This window comes from Aquidulcibacter sp., assembly GCF_044346625.1.
Classification (GTDB): Bacteria; Pseudomonadota; Alphaproteobacteria; order Caulobacterales; family Aquidulcibacteraceae; genus Aquidulcibacter.
Genome location: NZ_JBIIYV010000030.1, coordinates 1 through 18,116, shown reverse-complemented (window position 1 = coordinate 18,116; position 18,116 = coordinate 1). Strand labels below are relative to the sequence as shown.

The following is an 18,116-nucleotide window of genomic DNA, read 5'->3' as shown; positions in this document are numbered from 1 at the left end:
CAATTTGGGGATGTAGGCTCTCAAATTAGAAAAATACTGCACAGATAGGGCTAAAATTAGCCTTTGCCTTCTGGCGTGCGTGCGCTATGTCATGCTGCATATGCGAAATCAGAGAGTCTCACCATGAACGCTTCCACGCCAACACTCCACTTGGACCTTACCCCTTTGACCGTTCCTGCTTTGTTGGGAGAGAGTGCTGCAGCGCTGGCGCCGATTAAAGTTGCGGCTTTAGCTTTTGTTCGCAAGCGCGTGGCCCCGGCTGGCAAAATCGACCGCAAGCTGATCGATCAAGAGCAGCATATCGTGCACGGCTTGGCGTGGATCGCGACCTATGTTGAGACCTTGCGCGAAGTAGCCAATTGGGCGCTGAAGCTGCAAGATGAAGGCCTATTTGGCGAAACTGAATCCGCCCTCTCTTGCCTGTTATTCTCCAGCTATTTGTGCGACCTCAAGGGCGGGATTGCCATGAATCAGGGCGAAACCATTCGCCCAGCCGAACTTGGCCTTGAAGCCATCGTGGAAGAGGCTTTGTCAGGGCCTGCAAGTGCTGCGCTTTTGGCGGCAGCAACCCAAGAACTTAAGACCCGGACTGCGGATTTGGTGGCCCAAGCTCAAGGCAAGGGCACGATTGAAGTCACCGGACTTGATGAAACCTATGAAATGGTGCGCGACACCTTCCGCCGCTTTGGCCAAGAAAAAGTTGCCCCCTTTGCCCATGGCTGGCACTTGCGGGACGAGTTGATCCCGATGTCCGTTCTCACCGAGATGGCTGATCTGGGCGTCTTTGGCCTCACAATTCCGGAAGAATTCGGCGGCTCTGGTATGGGCAAAACGGCTATGTGCGTCGTCTCTGAAGAATTGTCGCGCGCCTATATCGGCGTTGGGTCACTGGGAACTCGTTCTGAAATCGCCGCTGAGTTGATCCTCACCGGCGGTACAGACGAGCAGAAGAATTATTGGCTGCCCCGTATTGCCTCTGCAGAGACCTTGCCGACTGCTGTCTTTACCGAGCCCAATACCGGATCGGACCTTGGTGCCCTGCGCACCCGCGGCGAGAACAAAGGCAGCCACTGGGAAATCACCGGCAATAAGACGTGGATCACCCATGCCGCGCGTGCCGACATGATGACCTTGCTTGCCCGCACGAAGCCAGAGACCAACAATTTCTCGGGCCTTTCGATGTTCTTGGCACCCAAGCCACGCGGTACCGACGAAACCCCATTTCCAACTGAAGGCATGACCGGTGGCGAGATTGAGGTTTTGGGCTATCGCGGCATGAAAGAGTATGAGCTTGGCTTTGACGCTTTCAAAGTCCCGACAGAAAACCTTCTGGGTGGCGTGGAAGGCATGGGCTTCAAGCATCTGATGGCGACGTTTGAAAGCGCGCGCATCCAAACGGCGGCCCGTGCCATTGGCGTCGCACAAAACGCCTTAGATCTAGGCTTGGCCTATGCACTTGATCGCCAACAATTCGGAGACGTCATCTTTGTGTTTCCACGCGTACACAACAAGCTTGTGCAAATGGCGGCAGAAATTCTGGGCGCGCGCCAATTGACCTATTTTGCGGCCCGTCAAAAGGATGAAGACAAGCGTTGTGACTTGGAAGCGGGCATGGCCAAGCTTTTGGCCGCCCGCGTGGCGTGGGCAGCAGCCGACAATGCCTTGCAAATCCATGGCGGCAATGGCTTTGCGCTGGAATATCCCGTCAGCCGCGTACTGGCAGATGCCCGTATCCTGAACATCTTTGAAGGTGCCGGCGAAATCCAAGCCCAAGTCATCGCACGTCGCTTGCTCGAAGACTAAGTTCGGCCAGCCCTACTAAAGAAAAAAAGCCGCTTCCTCGTCCGAGGCAGCGGCCTTTTTGTTGGGAAAAGATCCGTTCTACCTAAAAGTTCGCCAACCGGGCTAGACGACGCACTTCAGAAGCGGCGCGGTCTTCCTTGCTGCCGCCTTGACGACGGCTGAGGGCTGGCTGGAACGCAATCGCGGCATGTTCGGTGCAATAGACAGCGCCCGAGCTACATTGGGCGCCACAGAACCCAAAATCAGCATCGCCCGGGTCACCGATTGGCCATTTGCACATATTGGTGCCTAATTGCAGCACACCGATCAGATCGCCACGCTTTTGCGGAGGGGTAACAGGCTTTGGCGCTGGCTTGACGATCGGAGTTGGAGCCGCAGGAGCCAGAGCCTTAACGGCCGACTCCACTTTGGAAGCCACATGCGGGGGCACAACTAAAACAGGGCGCGGACGCGCAGTTGGCACCGGAATCCGCTTGATTGGACGCGATGGAGCCGCCCGACCTGCCAAACCTAACCGATGGACCTTGCCAATCACGGCGTTGCGGGTCACACCGCCTAATTGCTTGGCGATTTGACTGGCTGAAAGCCCGTCTGTCCACAACTTCTTGAGTAGGGTGACGCGATCATCCGTCCAGCCATTGGTCATGAATATCCCCATATCTTGTGCCCAGCCTCAAAGGCCAGCTAATTGAGTGCCCACCCATAGTAGCTTCACGACTTATTAACACAAGGGCTAGTGATAGGGTTTTCCACAAATATGGGCTCCCCTCTACATGTTGATAACACCAGATATTGTGGGTGTACTTTTGGGCCCTCAGTCGCGATTTTTCGCTAACTGATGCGCTATCCTGACCGCATTGGTCCGAATCGGGGCAAAGAGAGGCCATGCTTATGGATGCCTCTACCCTCGTTGCGCTAATTTCCTCACGGATCTGTCATGATCTTGTGTCCCCAATCTCCGCTTTGACGACAGCGCTGGACATTCTCGACGATGACCACGGTGCAGACATGCGCGAGCAGGCGATGGATTTGATCCGGACGTCAGCCGGCCAAGCCGCGGTGAAGCTTGAGTTCATGCGCGCCACTTTTGGAGCGGGCACAACCGGTGTTGGCACGGCGGACCTGGGTGAGCTGCGCGAATTATCGAAGCGCTTTGTAGAAAGCCAGAAGCCAGAACTCATCTGGACGCTGGCAGTACACACCGCCCCTCGTGCAGCGGCCAGGATTTTGATGAATTTGATCCTAGTTGGCCTAGATTGCTTGCCACGCGGCGGCCAATTGGAAGTTACCGGCGGACAGGAAGGCGATAAATTGACCCTGAACGTCATTGCAACCGGCACCCGAGCCACTTTGAAGCCATCTGTGCGGGCAGGCTTAGCGGGGGAGATGCCAGAGGGTGGCTTTGATGGTCGCTCCGTCCAGCCTTACTTGGCCTTTATTACAGCCTCTGGGGCTCGTGCCGAACTTGCAGCTCGTGAAAGCGAAGAACGCGTTGAACTTATTGTTCGCATAGCCGCATAATACTGCACTTCTGCTCAAAATTTAGTCCTGTCTTAACCGTCCGCCGTCATTGTGTTCAGAGGATTGACGTTCCGCGTCAGGGTCAACGCGTCGGCAAAGGGCTGGTTTTATGGATGAACTACTGGGCGAATTCATAACTGAGACAAATGAATTCCTTGAAACAGTCGATACGCAGCTTGTTGTTTTCGAAGCCGATCCTACTGACGGTGATACACTCAATAGTATTTTCCGATTGGTTCACACCATCAAGGGAACTTGCGGCTTTTTGGGTCTGCCCCGCTTACAATTTGTCGCCCACGCCGGGGAAACACTTTTAGGCAAATTCCGTGATGGAACTTTAGTGGCCACGCCAGACCAAGTGCAGCTCGTCCTCGAAAGTATCGACCGTATCAAAGAAATTTTGGCAGAATTAGAAGCAACAGGGTCTGAACCCGAAGGCGACGACAGCGCCTTGATTGGTGCGTTGGAACTCGCCGCCGAAGGCCACCCAGCCCCGAGCGCGGCCTCCGCCGCAGCACCTGCCCCTGCGCCAGAACCTGTTTTAGCGCCACCGGTCGTCGAAGCTGCCCCTGTATCCACAACCGGTCTGCGGTGGGACGCCGATCTGGGCCGTGAATTACGCCCCGGCGAAGTCTCTTTGGCCGAATTGGAAGCCGCATTCTTGTCGGCAACCCCAGATGACGAAATTGAGCCTGTTGCGACCTCAACTGCAGTCATTGAAGTTGCCGCCCCAGCTGAAATAGAGCCAGCTACCCCGGTTACAGAGCGCCGTGCCGCGCCTGAAATGCGCGCGATCAAAGATGACGATGAGGATGCAGCGGCCAAAGGTGGCGCGGTTGCGTCCAGTCAGACCATTCGCGTGAATGTCGACGTGCTCGAAACCCTGATGACTATGGTTTCTGAACTGGTGCTTACCCGCAACCAGTTGATGCAAATGGTGCGCAACACCACCGACAGCGAGTTTAAGGGGCCTCTGCAGCGTCTGTCTGCCGTTACGGCTGAATTGCAAGACAGCGTCATGAAGACCCGCATGCAGCCAATCGGCTCGGCTTGGAAGAAGCTGCCCCGCATCGTGCGCGATGCTGCGCGTGATCTGAACAAGAAAATCGACCTGATTATGGATGGTGAGGCGACTGAGCTTGATCGCCAAGTCTTGGAATTGATCAAAGATCCCCTGACCCACATGATCCGCAATTCGTGCGACCATGGCCTTGAAGCCCCCGCGACGCGGTTAGCGAATGGCAAGTCCGAAATGGGGTCAATCCGCTTGAACGCCTATCATGAAGGCGGTCATATCGTGATTGAAGTCTCAGACGACGGGGCTGGTCTGTCGACATCGCGCATTCGCGACAAAGCCATTAAGAATGGTTTGGTTAGCGAAGAACTGGCGTGGACGATGTCTGACTCCCAAATCCATCGCTTTATCTTTGCCCCGGGCTTCTCCACCGCCGCAGCGGTCACCAGCATTTCTGGCCGTGGAGTCGGCATGGATGTGGTGCGCACCAATATCGAGCTAATTGGCGGTACAATTGACCTGCAATCGACCGAAGGGCGCGGCACAAAGTTCTTCATCAAAATCCCGCTTACCTTGGCCATTGTATCGGCTTTGGTCGTTGGCTCTCGTCAACAATGCTTTGCCATCCCACAATTGTCGATTGTGGAATTGGTGGGTGCGGGAGCTGCTTCTGAGCATAAGGTCGAAGTTCTCAATTCCGCACGGGTTTTGCGCTTGCGCGATCGCTTGCTGCCTTTGGTAGACCTGTCCGAAGTATTGGGCGTACCGCCGCGCGATCCTGCAACAGGCGAGTCGGCCTCTGCCTTTGTCGTGGTGATGCAGCACTCGGGCCAATTGTTTGGTGTGGTGGTCGACGAAGTGTTCGATACCGAAGAAATTGTGGTGAAACCGCTTTCCAAGGCATTGGGCGATGTGGGTACCTTCTCAGGCGCTACCATTTTGGGCGACGGCTCGGTCATCATGATTATCGATCCAGGCGCTGTTTATCGCCGGGTTGGCCAAGCTGAAGAAGTTGTTGAGGAAGCTATTGAAGCGGTGCAGAAAAAGCGCGGTCAGCGCCCTGAAACCACCTCGATGATCGTGTTCCAAGCCGGCGGTGAGCAGCCAAAGGCGGTGCCGCTATCCCTGGTGACGCGCCTAGAAGAATTGGACGCAACCACGTTCGAGCAGGGCGACGGCCGCACCTTGGTGCAGTATCGCGGTGAGCTGATGCCGATCGTACCAGCCGACCCCTACGCGCCAATCGCCACTACCGGCGTCCAGCCTGTTTTGGTCTTTACCTATAATGGCTTGGCCGCAGGTTTAGCGGTAGACAAGATTGTCGACATCGTCGACGAGGCGCTGGACATCGAAATGGCCGCGGACCGTGCCGGTCTTCTGGGTGTCGCTGTACTTAAAGGCAAAGCCACCGAAGTTCTCGACGTCAGCCATTACCTAAGCCTCGCCTTAAAGAATTGGGACGATCCAGGCGTCAATAAACCGGCCAAGCACATCGTTTTGGTGGAACGCAACCCATTCTTCCGCAACCTATTGTCGCCGCTCTTGCGTTCGGCTGGCTATGAAGTTGAGGCCGTTGACACGGTTTCTGCAGCCCTTGTTTGTGCTGAGTACCGCAAGCCTTCAGCAGTGCTCACCGACATTGATGTCGACGTAGCCTCGGCTCGGCGTTTGCTGAGTGATGATCGCCTCGCAGGCACCAGCATTGTCGCGCTTTCAGGCTCGCCCGATGCGGATGCCACCGGCTTTGCGTCGCTGGTTCGAAAGTCCGATCGCGAAAGTCTGATTGCCGCTGTCGAACACGCCGCCAATTTGGAGATTGCAGCATGAATGCCCTCGCAACGCGCCATGAAAACGAATTGGCTCTAGCCACCGCTGGGACTAAGGAATTTGTGACAGTCCATGTCGCGGATCAGTTGTTTGGTGTCGAAGTTATCGACATCCAAGATGTTTTCTCGCTCAAAGGTTTAACCCCAGTTCCTGGCGCGCGGCCCGAGATTGCTGGCGTCCTTAATCTGCGCGGACGCATCGTTACCGCAATTGATGCGCGCTGCCGTCTCGGCCTGCCCGCACGCCCGCAAGGCTTTGCTGGTATGATGGCTGTGGGCGTTGAGTACCAAGGTGAAGCTTATGGGATCTTGGTAGATTCTGTTGGCGAAGTTCTGCGTCTCTCAGACTCTGACTTTGAGCCTAACCCTGTCAATTTAAACCCGAATTGGAAGGATGTCAGCCAAGGAGTTTACCGCTTGGAAGGCCGCCTTTTGATGACCCTGAACATTGACCACCTCCTCTGCGTCGCCACCGCCTAAAACAGGAAATAAGATCATGAAGACTTGCCTTGTTGTCGATGATAGCCGCGTAATCCGAAAAGTCGCGCGCCGCATTCTAGAAGATTTATCGTTTCGCGTTGAAGAAGCCGGTGATGGCTCAGAGGCGCTCTCCTTCTGCCGCAGTTCCATGCCAGATGCGATCTTGTTGGATTGGAACATGCCCGTCATGAATGGCATTGATTTCTTACGGCACTTGCGCGCTGACCCAGGTGGCGACCGGCCAGTGGTCGTGTTTTGCACAACCGAGAACGACATCTCGGCTATTGCCCAAGCCATTGAATCTGGGGCGAATGAATACATTATGAAACCATTCGACAGTGAAATTGTGCAATCCAAATTTGCTGAAGTTGGCTTGGTTTCGCCAATATGAGTCTGTCCCCCGCACAACCCCTAACCGGCCAAGCCTCCGCGCGTAAAATCCGCGTGCTGGTTGTCGACGACTCTGCAGTTATTCGCGGACTCGTGACCCGCTGGCTGTCTGGGGAAGCGGACATTGAAGTAGTAGGAGCCGCCGTCAACGGTAAAGACGGCGTCGATCACGCTGAGAAATTCAAGCCGGATCTAATCATTCTCGACATCGAGATGCCGGTTATGGACGGGGTTACCGCCCTTCCTGCAATCCGCAAAGTTGCCCCTAACGCCCGGGTGATCATGGCTTCGACCCTAACCCAGCGTGGGGCAGAAGTTACGATCAAAGCGTTGGCTGCTGGTGCGTCTGACTATATCCCCAAGCCCGATGCAAGCCAGTTGGCAGGGGCTGCGGACTATAAGCGCGACCTTTTAGCAAAGGTGCGGAGCTTGGGTGCCCGCGCTGTTTCTGCGGCAAACTTAAGCCAAGTCTATGATGCGGCGGCTTTGGGTTCGGCTGGCGCGCGTGCAAAAGTACCACCGGGACCAACCCTTCGCACCGTCACGCAGAAGCTTGTTCCAGAAGCTATTTTCATTGGCTCATCAACTGGTGGCCCAGAGGCGCTACGTGAAGTGATTGAGGGGTTGGCGGGCAAACTCCGTGTGCCAGTCTTCATCACTCAGCACATGCCGCCATTGTTCACAAAAATTCTGGCTGACCACTTGTCTAAGCAGACCAAAGCTTCGGTCGTTGAAGCCACCGATGGCCTGCAAGCCCAACCAGGCGCCTTTTACATTGCGCCAGGTGATCGCCATATGAATGTCAGCAGACATCTAGGTGTCACTCGTATCAATTTAAGCGACGCCCCGCCAGAAAACTTTTGCCGTCCAGCCGTGGACCCCATGTTCCGGTCCGCAGCTGAAATCTTTGGCGAAAAGGCCTTGGCAGTCATTCTGACGGGCATGGGTCAAGATGGTCTGCTTGGGGCAAAGCCCTTAGTCAACAAGGGCGCGCAATTAATCGTCCAAGACGAAGAAACCAGCGTTGTCTGGGGAATGCCCGGCGCAGTCGCCCGTGCGGGTCTCGCCACAGCGTGTAAGCCAATTCACGAGATTGCTCCGGCGATCTTGAATGTAATGCGTGGAGTAAGTGTATGAAGCCCGCCGATTTTGAGTTTGTATCGACCATGGTGCGGGAACGTTCAGGTTTAGTCCTGTCAGCCGACAAGACCTATCTGGTTGAGAGCCGCTTGGCCCCGATTGCCCGCAAGGATGGCTTTTCGTCTATCGATGATCTGATCAGTGCGATCCGCGTGCGCCGCGATGCCAAGCTGATTGAGTCGGTGGTCGACGCTATGACCACCAACGAAACCTTCTTCTTTCGCGACAAAACGCCTTTTGACATCTTCGAGCAATCGATCTTGCCAGAATTGGTCGCCCGCAAGCGTGGTGGGACCATCAAAGTCTGGTGTGCAGCGGCCTCTACTGGACAAGAACCCTATTCCTTGGCCATGATTGCTGAAGCTTTAGGCCCAAAGTTAGGCGGCAGCAAACTTGAGATTTTGGGGACCGATATTTCTGAGCGCTGCTTGGAGAAGGCCAAGGCTGGCATCTACACCCAATTTGAAGTGCAACGTGGTCTGCCTGTGCAAATGCTATTGAAGCATTTCAAGAAGGAGGGCGATGCGTGGAAAATTGACGATCGCCTGAAAACCAACATCCGCTATCGCACCATGAACCTGCTGGACGACTTCCGCGCATTGGGCAAGTTCGACGTAATCTTCTGCCGTAACGTGTTGATTTACTTCGACATGCCAACCAAGAAAATGGTCCTCGAACGGATGGCCCAACAAGTTGAAGGGCCTGGCTATTTGTTGCTTGGGGCCGCTGAAACCGTACTTGGCGTTACCGATAGCTTTAAGCCGGTAGCCGGTAGCCGCGGTCTATATGTGCAGGACCCCAGCAAAATGGCGGCCAAAGTTGCGGCCTAATCAAACCGCGCCAGCTGTTTCAGATTGAGACGATCAGCCGTTGCTCTGGTAGAGAATTAACGCGCAACTTTGATCCAAATGGATCAAAACGCGCTTAAATCAGCCCGCCAAAGCGTCCATCTCTGGCTCAAACAGGACATCGGAACCCGCAGTGACCGAGGCCAATAGGCCCGGCACTTGCGCCAGTACGTTTTCCGCAAAGAAGCCTGCCAGCGAGATGCGTGCTGTCATATAAGCAGCATCACCGGACTTTGCTTTGAGATGACCAAGTGCGGCCAGCGCACCCTTAGCCAAGGTCCATCCGCCCGTTACATCGCCTGCGAGCTTTAAGAATGGTGTCGCACCAGCCAAAGCATCGCGCTTGGCGTTGCCCGATTGGGCCCGGATCAGCCAGTTAGAGGCATCGGAAAAAATGTCGACCGCTTCGCTCAGGCGCTTGCCAATCCATTTTACCTGCTCATTGCCCGCTTGTTCGCAAGCAAGGGCGGTCGCGCGCATCTCGTCGATCAAGGCCGCCACCGGCGCACCACCATCCATTGTCAGCTTACGGCTAACCAAATCAATGGCTTGGATGCCATTGGTACCCTCATAAATCGCGGCAATCCGGGCATCTCGGTAAAATTGGGCAGCACCACCTTCTTCGACAAAGCCCATGCCACCATGGATCTGCACGCCAAGGGAAGCCACTTCCACGCCCATGTCAGTCGACCACCCCTTAGCGATTGGGGTCAATAATTCTTCGCGCGCTTTGGCAATCTTGCGCGCTTCAGGAGTTGGCGCGTGTTCAGAAACATCGGAAGCCAATGCCGTCATATGACAGATTGAGCGGGCAGCAGAGACCTTAGCCTTCATGGTCATCAACATACGGCGCACATCTGCATGGTGGAAAATCGGGCTGGGGCCAGCTTCTGTCCAGCCTTCCGCGCGGCCTTGCTTCCGCTCCATCGCGTACTCATAGGCCTTTTGAAAGGCGGCATCAGCCACGGCAACACCTTGTAAGCCTACATTGAGACGTGCCGAATTCATCATGGTGAACATATAGGTCAAGCCCTTATTGGGCTCTCCAATCATCCAACCAATTGCCCCACCGGTGTCGCCATAAGACATCGTACAGGTGGGCGAGGCATGAATGCCCATCTTATGCTCAAGCCCGATACAACGCACATCATTATGCACGCCTGGCTTACCCTCGGAATCAGGGATGAACTTTGGAACGAGGAAAAGCGAGATGCCTTTCACGCCAGCGGGTGCATCAGGGAGGCGCGCCAGAACCAGATGGACGATATTCTCCGCCATCTCATGTTCGCCCCAAGTGATATAAATCTTCTGGCCGAAAATCTTATAAGTGCCATCATCTTGTGGAACGGCGCGGCTCGTCAGCGCGCCAACGTCAGAGCCTGCCTGCGGCTCGGTCAAATTCATCGTGCCCGACCATTGGCCTGTCACCAGCTTGGGCAGATAAAGCGCTTGTTGTTCAGGCGTGCCGTGGGCAGATAGCGCCTCTACAGCACCTAAGGTCAACATGGGGCAGAGGCCAAAACTCATATTGGCGGCATGCACCATTTCGTGCACAGCCAAGGCTACACCCTTCGGCAAGCCCATGCCGCCAATGGCCGGATCAAATGGCACAGAAAGCCACGCGCCTTCGACAAATTGCTGATAGGCCTCAGCAAAGCCCTCCGGTGAGACCACCGTGCCATCGGCCTGAAGCTGGGTGCCTGCGCGATCGCCCGGCGCGTTCAGCGGGGCGAGGACATCACTGGCGAGTTTACCCGCTTCAACTAAAATCTGCTCAACCAGATCCGCGCTTGCGTCCACAAACAGCCCCTGTTCCCGCAACGCAGAAAGCCCTGCAATCTCTTCTAACGAAAAGCGGATATCGCGGACGGGGGCGGCATAGGTCATGGAACTTTTTCCTAGGGGCGGAAGTTTGTGACGATAATAGGAACTTCATCAATCCAAGCAACGGACTGTTTCAGATATTTTGGGTTTTGCTACTCGGCAAGTCTGCAGATAGAGTCTATCTAATGCAGTGTCGGATGGTTTGCCATGATGCAAGCTGACCAAGACAATCAGACAAAAGGACATTTGTAATGCGTCGTTCTTTCCTTCTCGCTTTCGCCGCCCCCGTCGCCTTGATCGCTTTTGCCGCCATGACGGCTACTGCTGCAACACCTGCAGCAGACGCTGCAAAGGCCGCTAATCTGGCTGCTCAACCTGCCGGCCTTTATGAAGTTGAGCCTACTCATACTTCAGTTCATTGGCGCCTCGATCACAGCGGCCTGTCCACCTATACCGCACGCTTTGACAAGATCTCGGGCACCATCAATTTCAACCCTCAGAACCCAAGCGCTTCGAGTGCTGACATCACGATTGATGCCACCTCGGTCAATACCGGCCTGCCAAAGTTTGACGCTGAAATCGCCAAACAAGTTTTCAAGGCCGAAGCCAACCCTACCATCACCTTCAAATCGACCAAATTGACGCCGGTCTCGGCCACGACTGGCACCATGACAGGTGACTTAACCGTCGCTGGCATTACCAAGCCCGTGACCTTGAACGTGACCTACAATACTGGCCGCAAGAGCCCGTTCCGTGGTGTCCAGAATGTGGGCTTCTCGGCCACCGGTTCGATTAAGCGTTCCGAATGGGGCATGAATAACTGGATTAATTTTGGAATTGGTGATCAAGTAGACCTCATCATCGAAACTGAGTTTTTGAAAAAGGACTAAAACATGACGGGCGAGACTTGGTCAGGGGCTAAAGAAAGCCAATCCTACACAAAAGTAGCCATCCTGTTGCACTGGGTGATCGCTGCGGCAATCCTAGTTCAAATCCTGGGTGGCTGGGCGATGGAAGACCTCAAAGGACCTGAAAAATTTGAGGCTTTTCAACTACACAAAAGTGCTGGCCTGACCATCCTCTTGCTTTCCTTGTTTCGCTTGTTCTGGCGACTGGCCAATCCCCCACCCCCATTGCCCGAAGGCATGAAGGGGTGGGAAGTTGCCGCGGCTAAGTTCACCCATTTCGCATTCTATGCCCTTATGATTGGCATTCCACTGGGCGGCTGGGTCATCATCTCCACCTCGCCCTATAATATTGCCACCCATTGGTGGGGCCTGTTTGAGTGGCCACGCCTGCCCCTTGCCGATCTGCCGTTCCGCAAAGAGCTCAATGGCATAGCCAAATCGGGGCATAGTGCCGCTGCTTGGGGTGTGATCGTGCTGTTCGTGATCCATGTGGGCGCAGCAATGAAGCACGTATTCATGGACGACGATGATGTGATGGCCCGCATGGTCCCCTTCATTCGGCCGAAATAGATTAAGGAAACAATCTGATGTTGAAGGTTCTCACGGTCGCCAGTCTGGCGCTCGCAGCCCTGACCACGCCCCTAAACTTCGCCGATGCGCAACCCGCTAAAAAGGCCCCCGCCAGCAAAGCCGCCGCTGCGGGTTGGACGATTGATGCGCGTCAAAGTCGGATTGCCTTCTCGACCAAATGGGCTGGCAATGCCGTCAATGGCACGTTCCGTCAGTGGTCGGGCGACATTAAGTTTGATCCCAACAATCTTGCTGGTAGCCAAGCGGTGATCACCATCATGACCGGGAGCGCTTTGACTGGCGTGAAAGAGCCAGATGACAATCTGGCCACGTCGGATTGGTTTGACGCGCGGAAATTCCCCACCGCTCGTTATGTCACCCAATCGATGCGCTCAGTTGGCCCCGGCCGTTATGTTGCTGAAGGTATTTTGACGGTTAAGGGCATGAACTACCGCGTGCCTTTGCCCTTTACAGTCGCCATTTCAGGCAACGTGGCGACTATGACGGGCCAAGTGAAACTCGACCGGATGGCCCTAAAACTTGGCCTTGAGTCTGACGCGGGCGCTGAGTGGGTCGCGCGCGAAACCGTCGTTAATGTCGCCGTGCGCGCCACACGAAAGTAGCCACAAAGAAGGCTGGAGCCCTAAAGCTCCAGCCTCAAGATCCTGAACCGTAGCCATCGAACTTAGCTGGTTGGCTCTGGCATCATCGACGAATGCAGGTGGTAGATTTTCCAAGCGCCATCTTCGAGCTTGTAGATGAAGGAATAGCGCGCCTTCACGACGGTGACAGCCTTGGTGTCTGGGTTGGTCAAAGCGACATCCCAAGTGCCCAGACGGGTTGCGATGTTGCAGCCAACTTGTACGGAGCTGGTTTGGATCGAGCCAACGGGGCTGTTCTTCAAGAAGCCAACGAAATAGTCGTTGATGGCTTCTGGCGTCGTACGTGGGGTGTTGGACACGGTCGCCAACAAAACAGCGTCCTTTGCGAACAAAGGGGTCACTTTGGCTGGGTCTTTTGTTGCCCATGCAGCGTTGAATTGCGGGAACAGGGCTTCGACCTGGGCTGTGGTCGCTTTAGCGCACTTCGTTTTGCTTCCGCCGGCTTGTGCAGGCGCTGCGGCCAAGGCGACCACGGAGGTGAGGGCTGCTAGGTATGCGATATTTTTCATAGTGACGACCTCCATTTAGTGCTGTCGGGGTGCATATGTCGGGCAGGCGGACTCGCCACAAGGCCGCTCTGGTCAAGTTGATGAAGGCGTGACCTTTTCGTGATTGACAGTGGGCGCGCTGCGCCCTGTTTTTGACTTTCTAGGCTAAACTGTCACAGGAACAGCTATGGATCAGAAGCCCTTGAACAATGTGCTTGCCGCCGCGGCGGCCCTTGCGCGCGGCGACTTGGTGGGCCTACCCACAGAGACTGTCTATGGGTTGGGTGCGGATGCGACCAATGCCGAAGCCGTAGCGAAGATTTTTGCCGCCAAAGGCCGCCCGCATTTCAACCCCCTGATCTCGCATGTCGTCAGCTTGGAAGCGGCAGAAGCCCTTGGGCAATTCTCCCCGCTGGCACGAAAGCTGGCTGAAGCCTTTTGGCCGGGTCCTTTAAGTCTCGTGGTGCCACGCCAACCCGGTTGCGCGGTCTGCGACTTGGCCTGTGCAGGGCTCGATACGATTGCTTTGCGGGTGCCTTCACACCCCCTTATGCAACAGGTGTTGCGCGCTTTCGATAAGCCAATCGCGGCCCCGTCTGCCAACGTCTCTGGAAGACCTTCACCCACGACAGCGGCTCATGTTCTTGAAGAGTTTGGCGACAGAATCGCGCTCGTGCTTGATGGTGGACCCAGTGCAATCGGGCTGGAGAGCGCGGTGGTAGCAGTCACCGGCGATCAAGCGACCTTGCTGCGCTTAGGTGGCTTGAGCCGTGAAGCGCTAGAAGCCGTTGCGGGGCCCCTGCTTACCCCTGACGCCTCTGCCAAAGCAGCCCCAGCTTCGCCCGGGATGGTTCTGCGTCATTATGCACCCCGCGCGCCCGTACGCTTGGATGGCTCTACAGCCGACGCAGGTGAAGTGATGATCGGTTTTGGTCCGGGCTTTGATGGCGCTGATTTCAACCTATCTTCGTCAAGCGATCTGGTTGAAGCGGCAGCCAACTTGTTCGCCATGCTGCGCGCCGCAGATGCCCTGAATCCCTGCGCCATAGTCATTGCCCCTATTCCCCAGACTGGACTAGGTGAAGCTATTGCCGACAGGCTGGCCCGCGCCGCAGAGCCTTGATACTGAAAAGACGCACCCCGTGCCCTTGCACGGCCCGCGCAGCGCCGTAAAAGAGGCCAGCTTTTCTGCCCATCCATAGGATGTTTCCCAATGACCCCGTTTAAGTCTGCCGCTCTCTCCCGTATCAAGCCATCCCCAACCATGGCTGTGACTCAAAAGGAGCGCGAGTTAAAAGCGGCTGGGCGCGACACCATTGGTTTGGGGGCGGGTGAGCCAGATTTTGATACGCCGGACAATATCAAAGAAGCCGCCATCGCCGCAATCCGCGGCGGCAAAACCAAATATACCAATGTCGACGGCATTCCTGAACTGAAGGCCGCGATCTGCGCCAAGTTCAAGCGCGAAAACAATCTGACCTATACACCAGACCAAGTCAGCGTCGCACCGGGCGGTAAGCCGATCATTTATAACGCTTTCATGGCCACGCTGAACCCCGGCGATGAAGTGATTGTGCCAGCCCCCTATTGGGTGAGCTATCCCGATATTGTGCATCTGACGGGCGCAACCCCTGTGATCGTGGAAGCTACTGCCGAAGAAGGCTTCCGCCTGTCGGCTGAAAAGCTCGAAGCCGCCATCACGCCTGCCACCAAATGGCTAATTTTGAACTCGCCCTCCAACCCAACCGGAGCCGCCTATAGCGCTGCCCATTTGCGCGCTTTGGCAGATGTTTTACTGCGTCATCCCCATGTGATGATCCTGACCGACGATATGTATGAGCATTTGCTCTATGACGGGTTTGAGTTCGCCACCATCGCCGCGGTAGAGCCTGCCCTCTATGACCGTACCCTGACGATGAACGGTGTCTCCAAGGCCTATGCTATGACGGGCTGGCGCATCGGCTATGCCGCTGGGCCTGTATGGCTGATCAAGGGCATGGCGGGCATCATGAGCCAATCGACCTCCAACCCAACTTCGATCAGCCAGTATGCGGCAGTCGAGGCTCTCAATGGCCCACAAGACTTTTTGCCCACCCGCAACAAAGTGTTTCAAGAGCGCCGCGATCTGGTTGTCTCGATGCTCAACCAAGCGTCAGGCCTCACCTGCCCTAAGCCTGAAGGCGCATTTTACGTCTACCCATCCTGCGCTGGCCTAATCGGTAAGAGCACAGCATCTGGCGTGGTGATTGAGAATGACGAGGATTTCGCACGCGAGCTTCTGGAGTCTGAAGGCGTAGCCGTCGTGCATGGCGCAGCCTTTGGCGGTAGCCCCGCCTTCCGCATCTCCTATGCGACCTCAACCGAGACACTCGAAGAAGCCTGCCGCCGAATTCAACGCTTCTGTGCCGGTTTGAAGTAGGCCTGCGCTTCTAGGCCAAACTTCCCTTCCGTCCATGTTCAGGCTAAGAGCGCTCATGGCAGAGACGTTCTCCCTTTTTGCAACACGGCTTTACCGCGCGCCCTTAGGCGGGCGAGGGCCTGAGGACTTGCGCCAAGACTTGGCGGATGGTTGCGACATGCTGGAGCAAGAGGATGCGGCCGGGCTGCGCTGGTGCCGTGACAATGGCTATAAGGGCTATACGTCCTATGCCTCGCTCAATGATTTGCCGACCCGGATCAGCGCCTTTAGGGACTTAAAGCGCCAACTCGACAAGCATGCCGCGGCGTTTGCGCACGAGGTTGGTTTTGATCTGGCGGGCGGCAAGCTGAAGCTGGACAGTCTGTGGGTCAATTGCTTGCCGCCCGGCGGTGTTCATACGGGCCACATTCACCCGCACAGCGTCATTTCGGGCACCTATTATGTCACGCTGCCCGATGGTGCATCCGCGCTAAAGTTGGAAGACCCACGCCTTGCTATGATGATGGCTGCGCCCACGCGCTTGCCAGATGCTGCGCCAGATCTCCAGCCCTTTGTATTTCTGACACCGCAGATCGGCGAGGTGATCCTATGGGAGAGCTGGTTGCGCCACGAGGTGGTGCTGAACCGCGCCAAGTCCAAGCGGGTTTCAATCAGCTTTAACTATGCTTGGGTCTAGGGCCCGCCCATGACCCCTCCAACCCTTTACCCCTTTGACGAAGATGAGATTGGCGAGACCTTTGTGCGTGCCTCTGGGCCCGGCGGCCAGAACGTCAATAAGGTTTCAACGGCAGTGGAGTTACGCTTTGACGCTTCTGCCAGCCTGTCGTTTCCCGAAGATGTGCGCGATCGCCTGATTAAGTTAGCGGGATCAAGAGCCACCAAGGACGGGGTCATCGTGCTGTTGGCCCAGACCTTTCGCACCCAAGAGCGCAATCGCCAAGACGCGCGCGAACGACTGCAGGGCCTGATTAATCGCGCCAGCGTGCCACCTCCGCCGCCACGCAAAAAGACCCGGCCAACCCGTGCCGCACGCGAAAAGCGCCTTGAAGGCAAGGCCATCCGCTCGACCGTTAAAAAGCTACGTGGTCGTGTGGGTGAGGACTGAGCTTCAGCCAAAAAAAAGGCAGGAGCTTCCGCCCCTGCCCTCTTAAACACCTATTTGCAAATGGATTAGATGACTTGCAATTCGGTCGCTGCGGTCTTGCCGCGCTCTGTTTTCAGTTCAAAGCTAACTTTTTGGCCATCGTTCAGGCCGTTCAAGCCCGACTGCTCAACTGCGCTGATGTGCACGAACACGTCGCCGCCACCTGCATCAGGTTGAATAAAGCCATAGCCCTTGGTTGCGTTGAACCACTTAACAACTCCGGTCGCCATCGTGGGACCCTTTCTCATAGTTTGGCCGCTTCGCATGCTTACAGCCACAGTAACCGTGCGATATCCGGCACAGCATTCGGCGTCTTAGAAGAATGGAAGCAGGCACGGTCTATCTTGCTAAAACGGGCAAAAAAGACCATGCGACGGCAGTACCAGTTTCGTCGATCAGGCGAGTAAGTAGCACAGGAATGGCGATCTCACAAATGAAACACTGGGCGTTTGGATCAACTTACGTTGATAACCTCTGCCGACGGCAGGTCATCGGAGGTAGCCTAGCCGCTCTCATTGCTATGCCATCGATTGCGCGGGGGCAGTCCGCAAACAGCAATCGAAGCGCCAATGTGACGATCTTGGATGAGGCTATGGCTATGCCTAGCTTAGGGCGTACGCGACGGATCTGGCTCTACTTGCCGCCAGACTATCAAAGCTCACGCCGCCGCTATCCGGTGATTTATATGCAAGATGGCCAAAACCTGTTTGACCGCGCGACGTCCTATGCCGGGGAATGGCAAATCGACGAGACGCTCAATCGGTTGGCGGTGTCAGGCGATCCCGGCGCAATTGTGGTGGGGATCGATAATGGTGGAGAGAACCGCACCGCAGAATATCACCCTGTCCTGCCGTGGTCTGGCCTTCCAGGCCAAGCCGATGCCTATATCTCCTTTCTAACCGACACCCTTAAGCCCCTCATTGATCGCCGCTTTCGGACTAAAAGTGATCGGCTCCATACACTCATCATGGGGGCCAGTTCGGGTGCTACGCTTGCACTCTATGCCAGTATCATGCGGCCAGATATCTTCGGACGCGTCGGTGCCTTCTCAACCCCTCTTTGGCTTAACCCCCGTTTG

The 18,116-nt window shown here is 55.8% G+C and carries 19 protein-coding genes; 15 read left to right on the top strand and 4 right to left on the bottom strand.

Going from position 1 to position 18,116, the window contains the following annotated elements:
- Positions 1-123: 123 nt before the first annotated feature.
- The gene (locus ACIQ20_RS09190; RefSeq protein WP_395779584.1) at positions 124-1,803 is read left to right on the top strand and encodes an acyl-CoA dehydrogenase family protein; all 1,680 of its coding nucleotides are present in this window, start codon (positions 124-126) and stop codon (positions 1,801-1,803) included.
- An 82-nt stretch (positions 1,804-1,885) separates the two neighbouring features.
- Here ACIQ20_RS09190 and ACIQ20_RS09185 read toward each other — a convergent pair whose 3' ends face one another.
- A complete protein-coding gene (locus ACIQ20_RS09185; RefSeq protein WP_395779582.1) occupies positions 1,886-2,449 on the bottom strand; it encodes a GcrA family cell cycle regulator in 564 nt (187 codons plus the stop codon).
- 245 nt (positions 2,450-2,694) lie between these two features.
- On the opposite strand from ACIQ20_RS09185, the gene ACIQ20_RS09180 reads away from it, so the two are divergent.
- From ACIQ20_RS09180 to ACIQ20_RS09155, 6 genes are all read left to right on the top strand, one after another.
- Entirely contained in the window at positions 2,695-3,324 is a 630-nt protein-coding gene (locus tag ACIQ20_RS09180; protein WP_395779580.1) for a histidine phosphotransferase family protein, read from the top strand.
- A 109-nt stretch (positions 3,325-3,433) separates the two neighbouring features.
- Positions 3,434-6,166, top strand: coding sequence for a chemotaxis protein CheW (locus ACIQ20_RS09175; protein WP_395779578.1), 2,733 nt, complete (start codon positions 3,434-3,436; stop codon positions 6,164-6,166).
- Positions 6,163-6,645, top strand: a complete 483-nt coding sequence (locus ACIQ20_RS09170) for a chemotaxis protein CheW (RefSeq protein ID WP_395779576.1) — start codon at positions 6,163-6,165, stop codon at positions 6,643-6,645. Before ACIQ20_RS09175 ends, ACIQ20_RS09170 begins: the two co-directional genes overlap by 4 nt.
- A 16-nt stretch (positions 6,646-6,661) precedes the next feature.
- Entirely contained in the window at positions 6,662-7,036 is a 375-nt protein-coding gene (locus ACIQ20_RS09165; protein WP_395779574.1) for a PleD family two-component system response regulator, read from the top strand.
- Positions 7,033-8,172 (top strand): chemotaxis response regulator protein-glutamate methylesterase, encoded by a 1,140-nt coding sequence (locus ACIQ20_RS09160; RefSeq protein ID WP_395779572.1) that lies wholly within the window; start codon positions 7,033-7,035, stop codon positions 8,170-8,172. Before ACIQ20_RS09165 ends, ACIQ20_RS09160 begins: the two co-directional genes overlap by 4 nt.
- Entirely contained in the window at positions 8,169-9,005 is an 837-nt protein-coding gene (locus ACIQ20_RS09155) for a CheR family methyltransferase (protein ID WP_395779570.1), read from the top strand. Before ACIQ20_RS09160 ends, ACIQ20_RS09155 begins: the two co-directional genes overlap by 4 nt.
- 99 nt (positions 9,006-9,104) lie before the next feature.
- Here the strand turns inward: ACIQ20_RS09155 and ACIQ20_RS09150 are convergent, their stop codons facing one another.
- Positions 9,105-10,910, bottom strand: coding sequence for an acyl-CoA dehydrogenase (locus ACIQ20_RS09150; RefSeq protein ID WP_395779568.1), 1,806 nt, complete (start codon positions 10,908-10,910; stop codon positions 9,105-9,107).
- A 188-nt stretch (positions 10,911-11,098) separates the two neighbouring features.
- Here ACIQ20_RS09150 and ACIQ20_RS09145 point away from each other — a divergent pair, with 188 nt between their 5' ends.
- The 3 genes from ACIQ20_RS09145 to ACIQ20_RS09135 are packed head-to-tail and all read left to right on the top strand — an operon-like array spanning position 11,099 to position 12,948.
- Positions 11,099-11,737, top strand: coding sequence for a YceI family protein (locus ACIQ20_RS09145; protein ID WP_395779566.1), 639 nt, complete (start codon positions 11,099-11,101; stop codon positions 11,735-11,737).
- A 3-nt stretch (positions 11,738-11,740) separates the two neighbouring features.
- Positions 11,741-12,325 carry a cytochrome b gene (locus ACIQ20_RS09140; protein WP_395779564.1) on the top strand — a complete coding sequence of 195 codons (585 nt, stop codon included), beginning with the start codon at positions 11,741-11,743 and terminating at the stop codon, positions 12,323-12,325.
- Between the two features lie 17 nt (positions 12,326-12,342).
- Entirely contained in the window at positions 12,343-12,948 is a 606-nt protein-coding gene (locus ACIQ20_RS09135) for a YceI family protein (RefSeq protein WP_395779562.1), read from the top strand.
- 62 nt (positions 12,949-13,010) lie between these two features.
- Here ACIQ20_RS09135 and ACIQ20_RS09130 read toward each other — a convergent pair whose 3' ends face one another.
- Positions 13,011-13,496 carry an SgcJ/EcaC family oxidoreductase gene (locus ACIQ20_RS09130; protein ID WP_395779561.1) on the bottom strand — a complete coding sequence of 162 codons (486 nt, stop codon included), beginning with the start codon at positions 13,494-13,496 and terminating at the stop codon, positions 13,011-13,013.
- Positions 13,497-13,662: 166 nt separating this feature from the next.
- Between ACIQ20_RS09130 and ACIQ20_RS09125 the strand changes: the two genes are divergently transcribed.
- The 4 genes from ACIQ20_RS09125 to arfB all read left to right on the top strand — a co-directional run bounded on the left by ACIQ20_RS09125 (position 13,663) and on the right by arfB (position 16,999).
- Complete coding sequence (locus ACIQ20_RS09125; protein WP_395779560.1) at positions 13,663-14,598, top strand: L-threonylcarbamoyladenylate synthase; 936 nt, start codon at positions 13,663-13,665, stop codon at positions 14,596-14,598.
- Between the two features lie 90 nt (positions 14,599-14,688).
- Positions 14,689-15,894: a pyridoxal phosphate-dependent aminotransferase gene (locus ACIQ20_RS09120; RefSeq protein WP_395779558.1), complete on the top strand. Its 1,206-nt coding sequence runs from the start codon at positions 14,689-14,691 to the stop codon at positions 15,892-15,894.
- Between the two features lie 55 nt (positions 15,895-15,949).
- A complete protein-coding gene (locus ACIQ20_RS09115) occupies positions 15,950-16,570 on the top strand; it encodes a TIGR02466 family protein (protein WP_395779556.1) in 621 nt (206 codons plus the stop codon).
- Positions 16,571-16,579: 9 nt separating this feature from the next.
- The gene (gene arfB, locus ACIQ20_RS09110; protein WP_395779554.1) at positions 16,580-16,999 is read left to right on the top strand and encodes an alternative ribosome rescue aminoacyl-tRNA hydrolase ArfB; all 420 of its coding nucleotides are present in this window, start codon (positions 16,580-16,582) and stop codon (positions 16,997-16,999) included.
- A gap of 65 nt (positions 17,000-17,064) precedes the next feature.
- On the opposite strand, the gene ACIQ20_RS09105 is transcribed toward arfB, so the two are convergent.
- The gene (locus ACIQ20_RS09105; RefSeq protein ID WP_313589052.1) at positions 17,065-17,268 is read right to left on the bottom strand and encodes a cold-shock protein; all 204 of its coding nucleotides are present in this window, start codon (positions 17,266-17,268) and stop codon (positions 17,065-17,067) included.
- A 362-nt stretch (positions 17,269-17,630) separates the two neighbouring features.
- Here ACIQ20_RS09105 and ACIQ20_RS09100 point away from each other — a divergent pair.
- Positions 17,631-18,116: alpha/beta hydrolase (locus ACIQ20_RS09100; RefSeq protein ID WP_395779551.1), on the top strand; the 486-nt coding region annotated here is incomplete at its 3' end.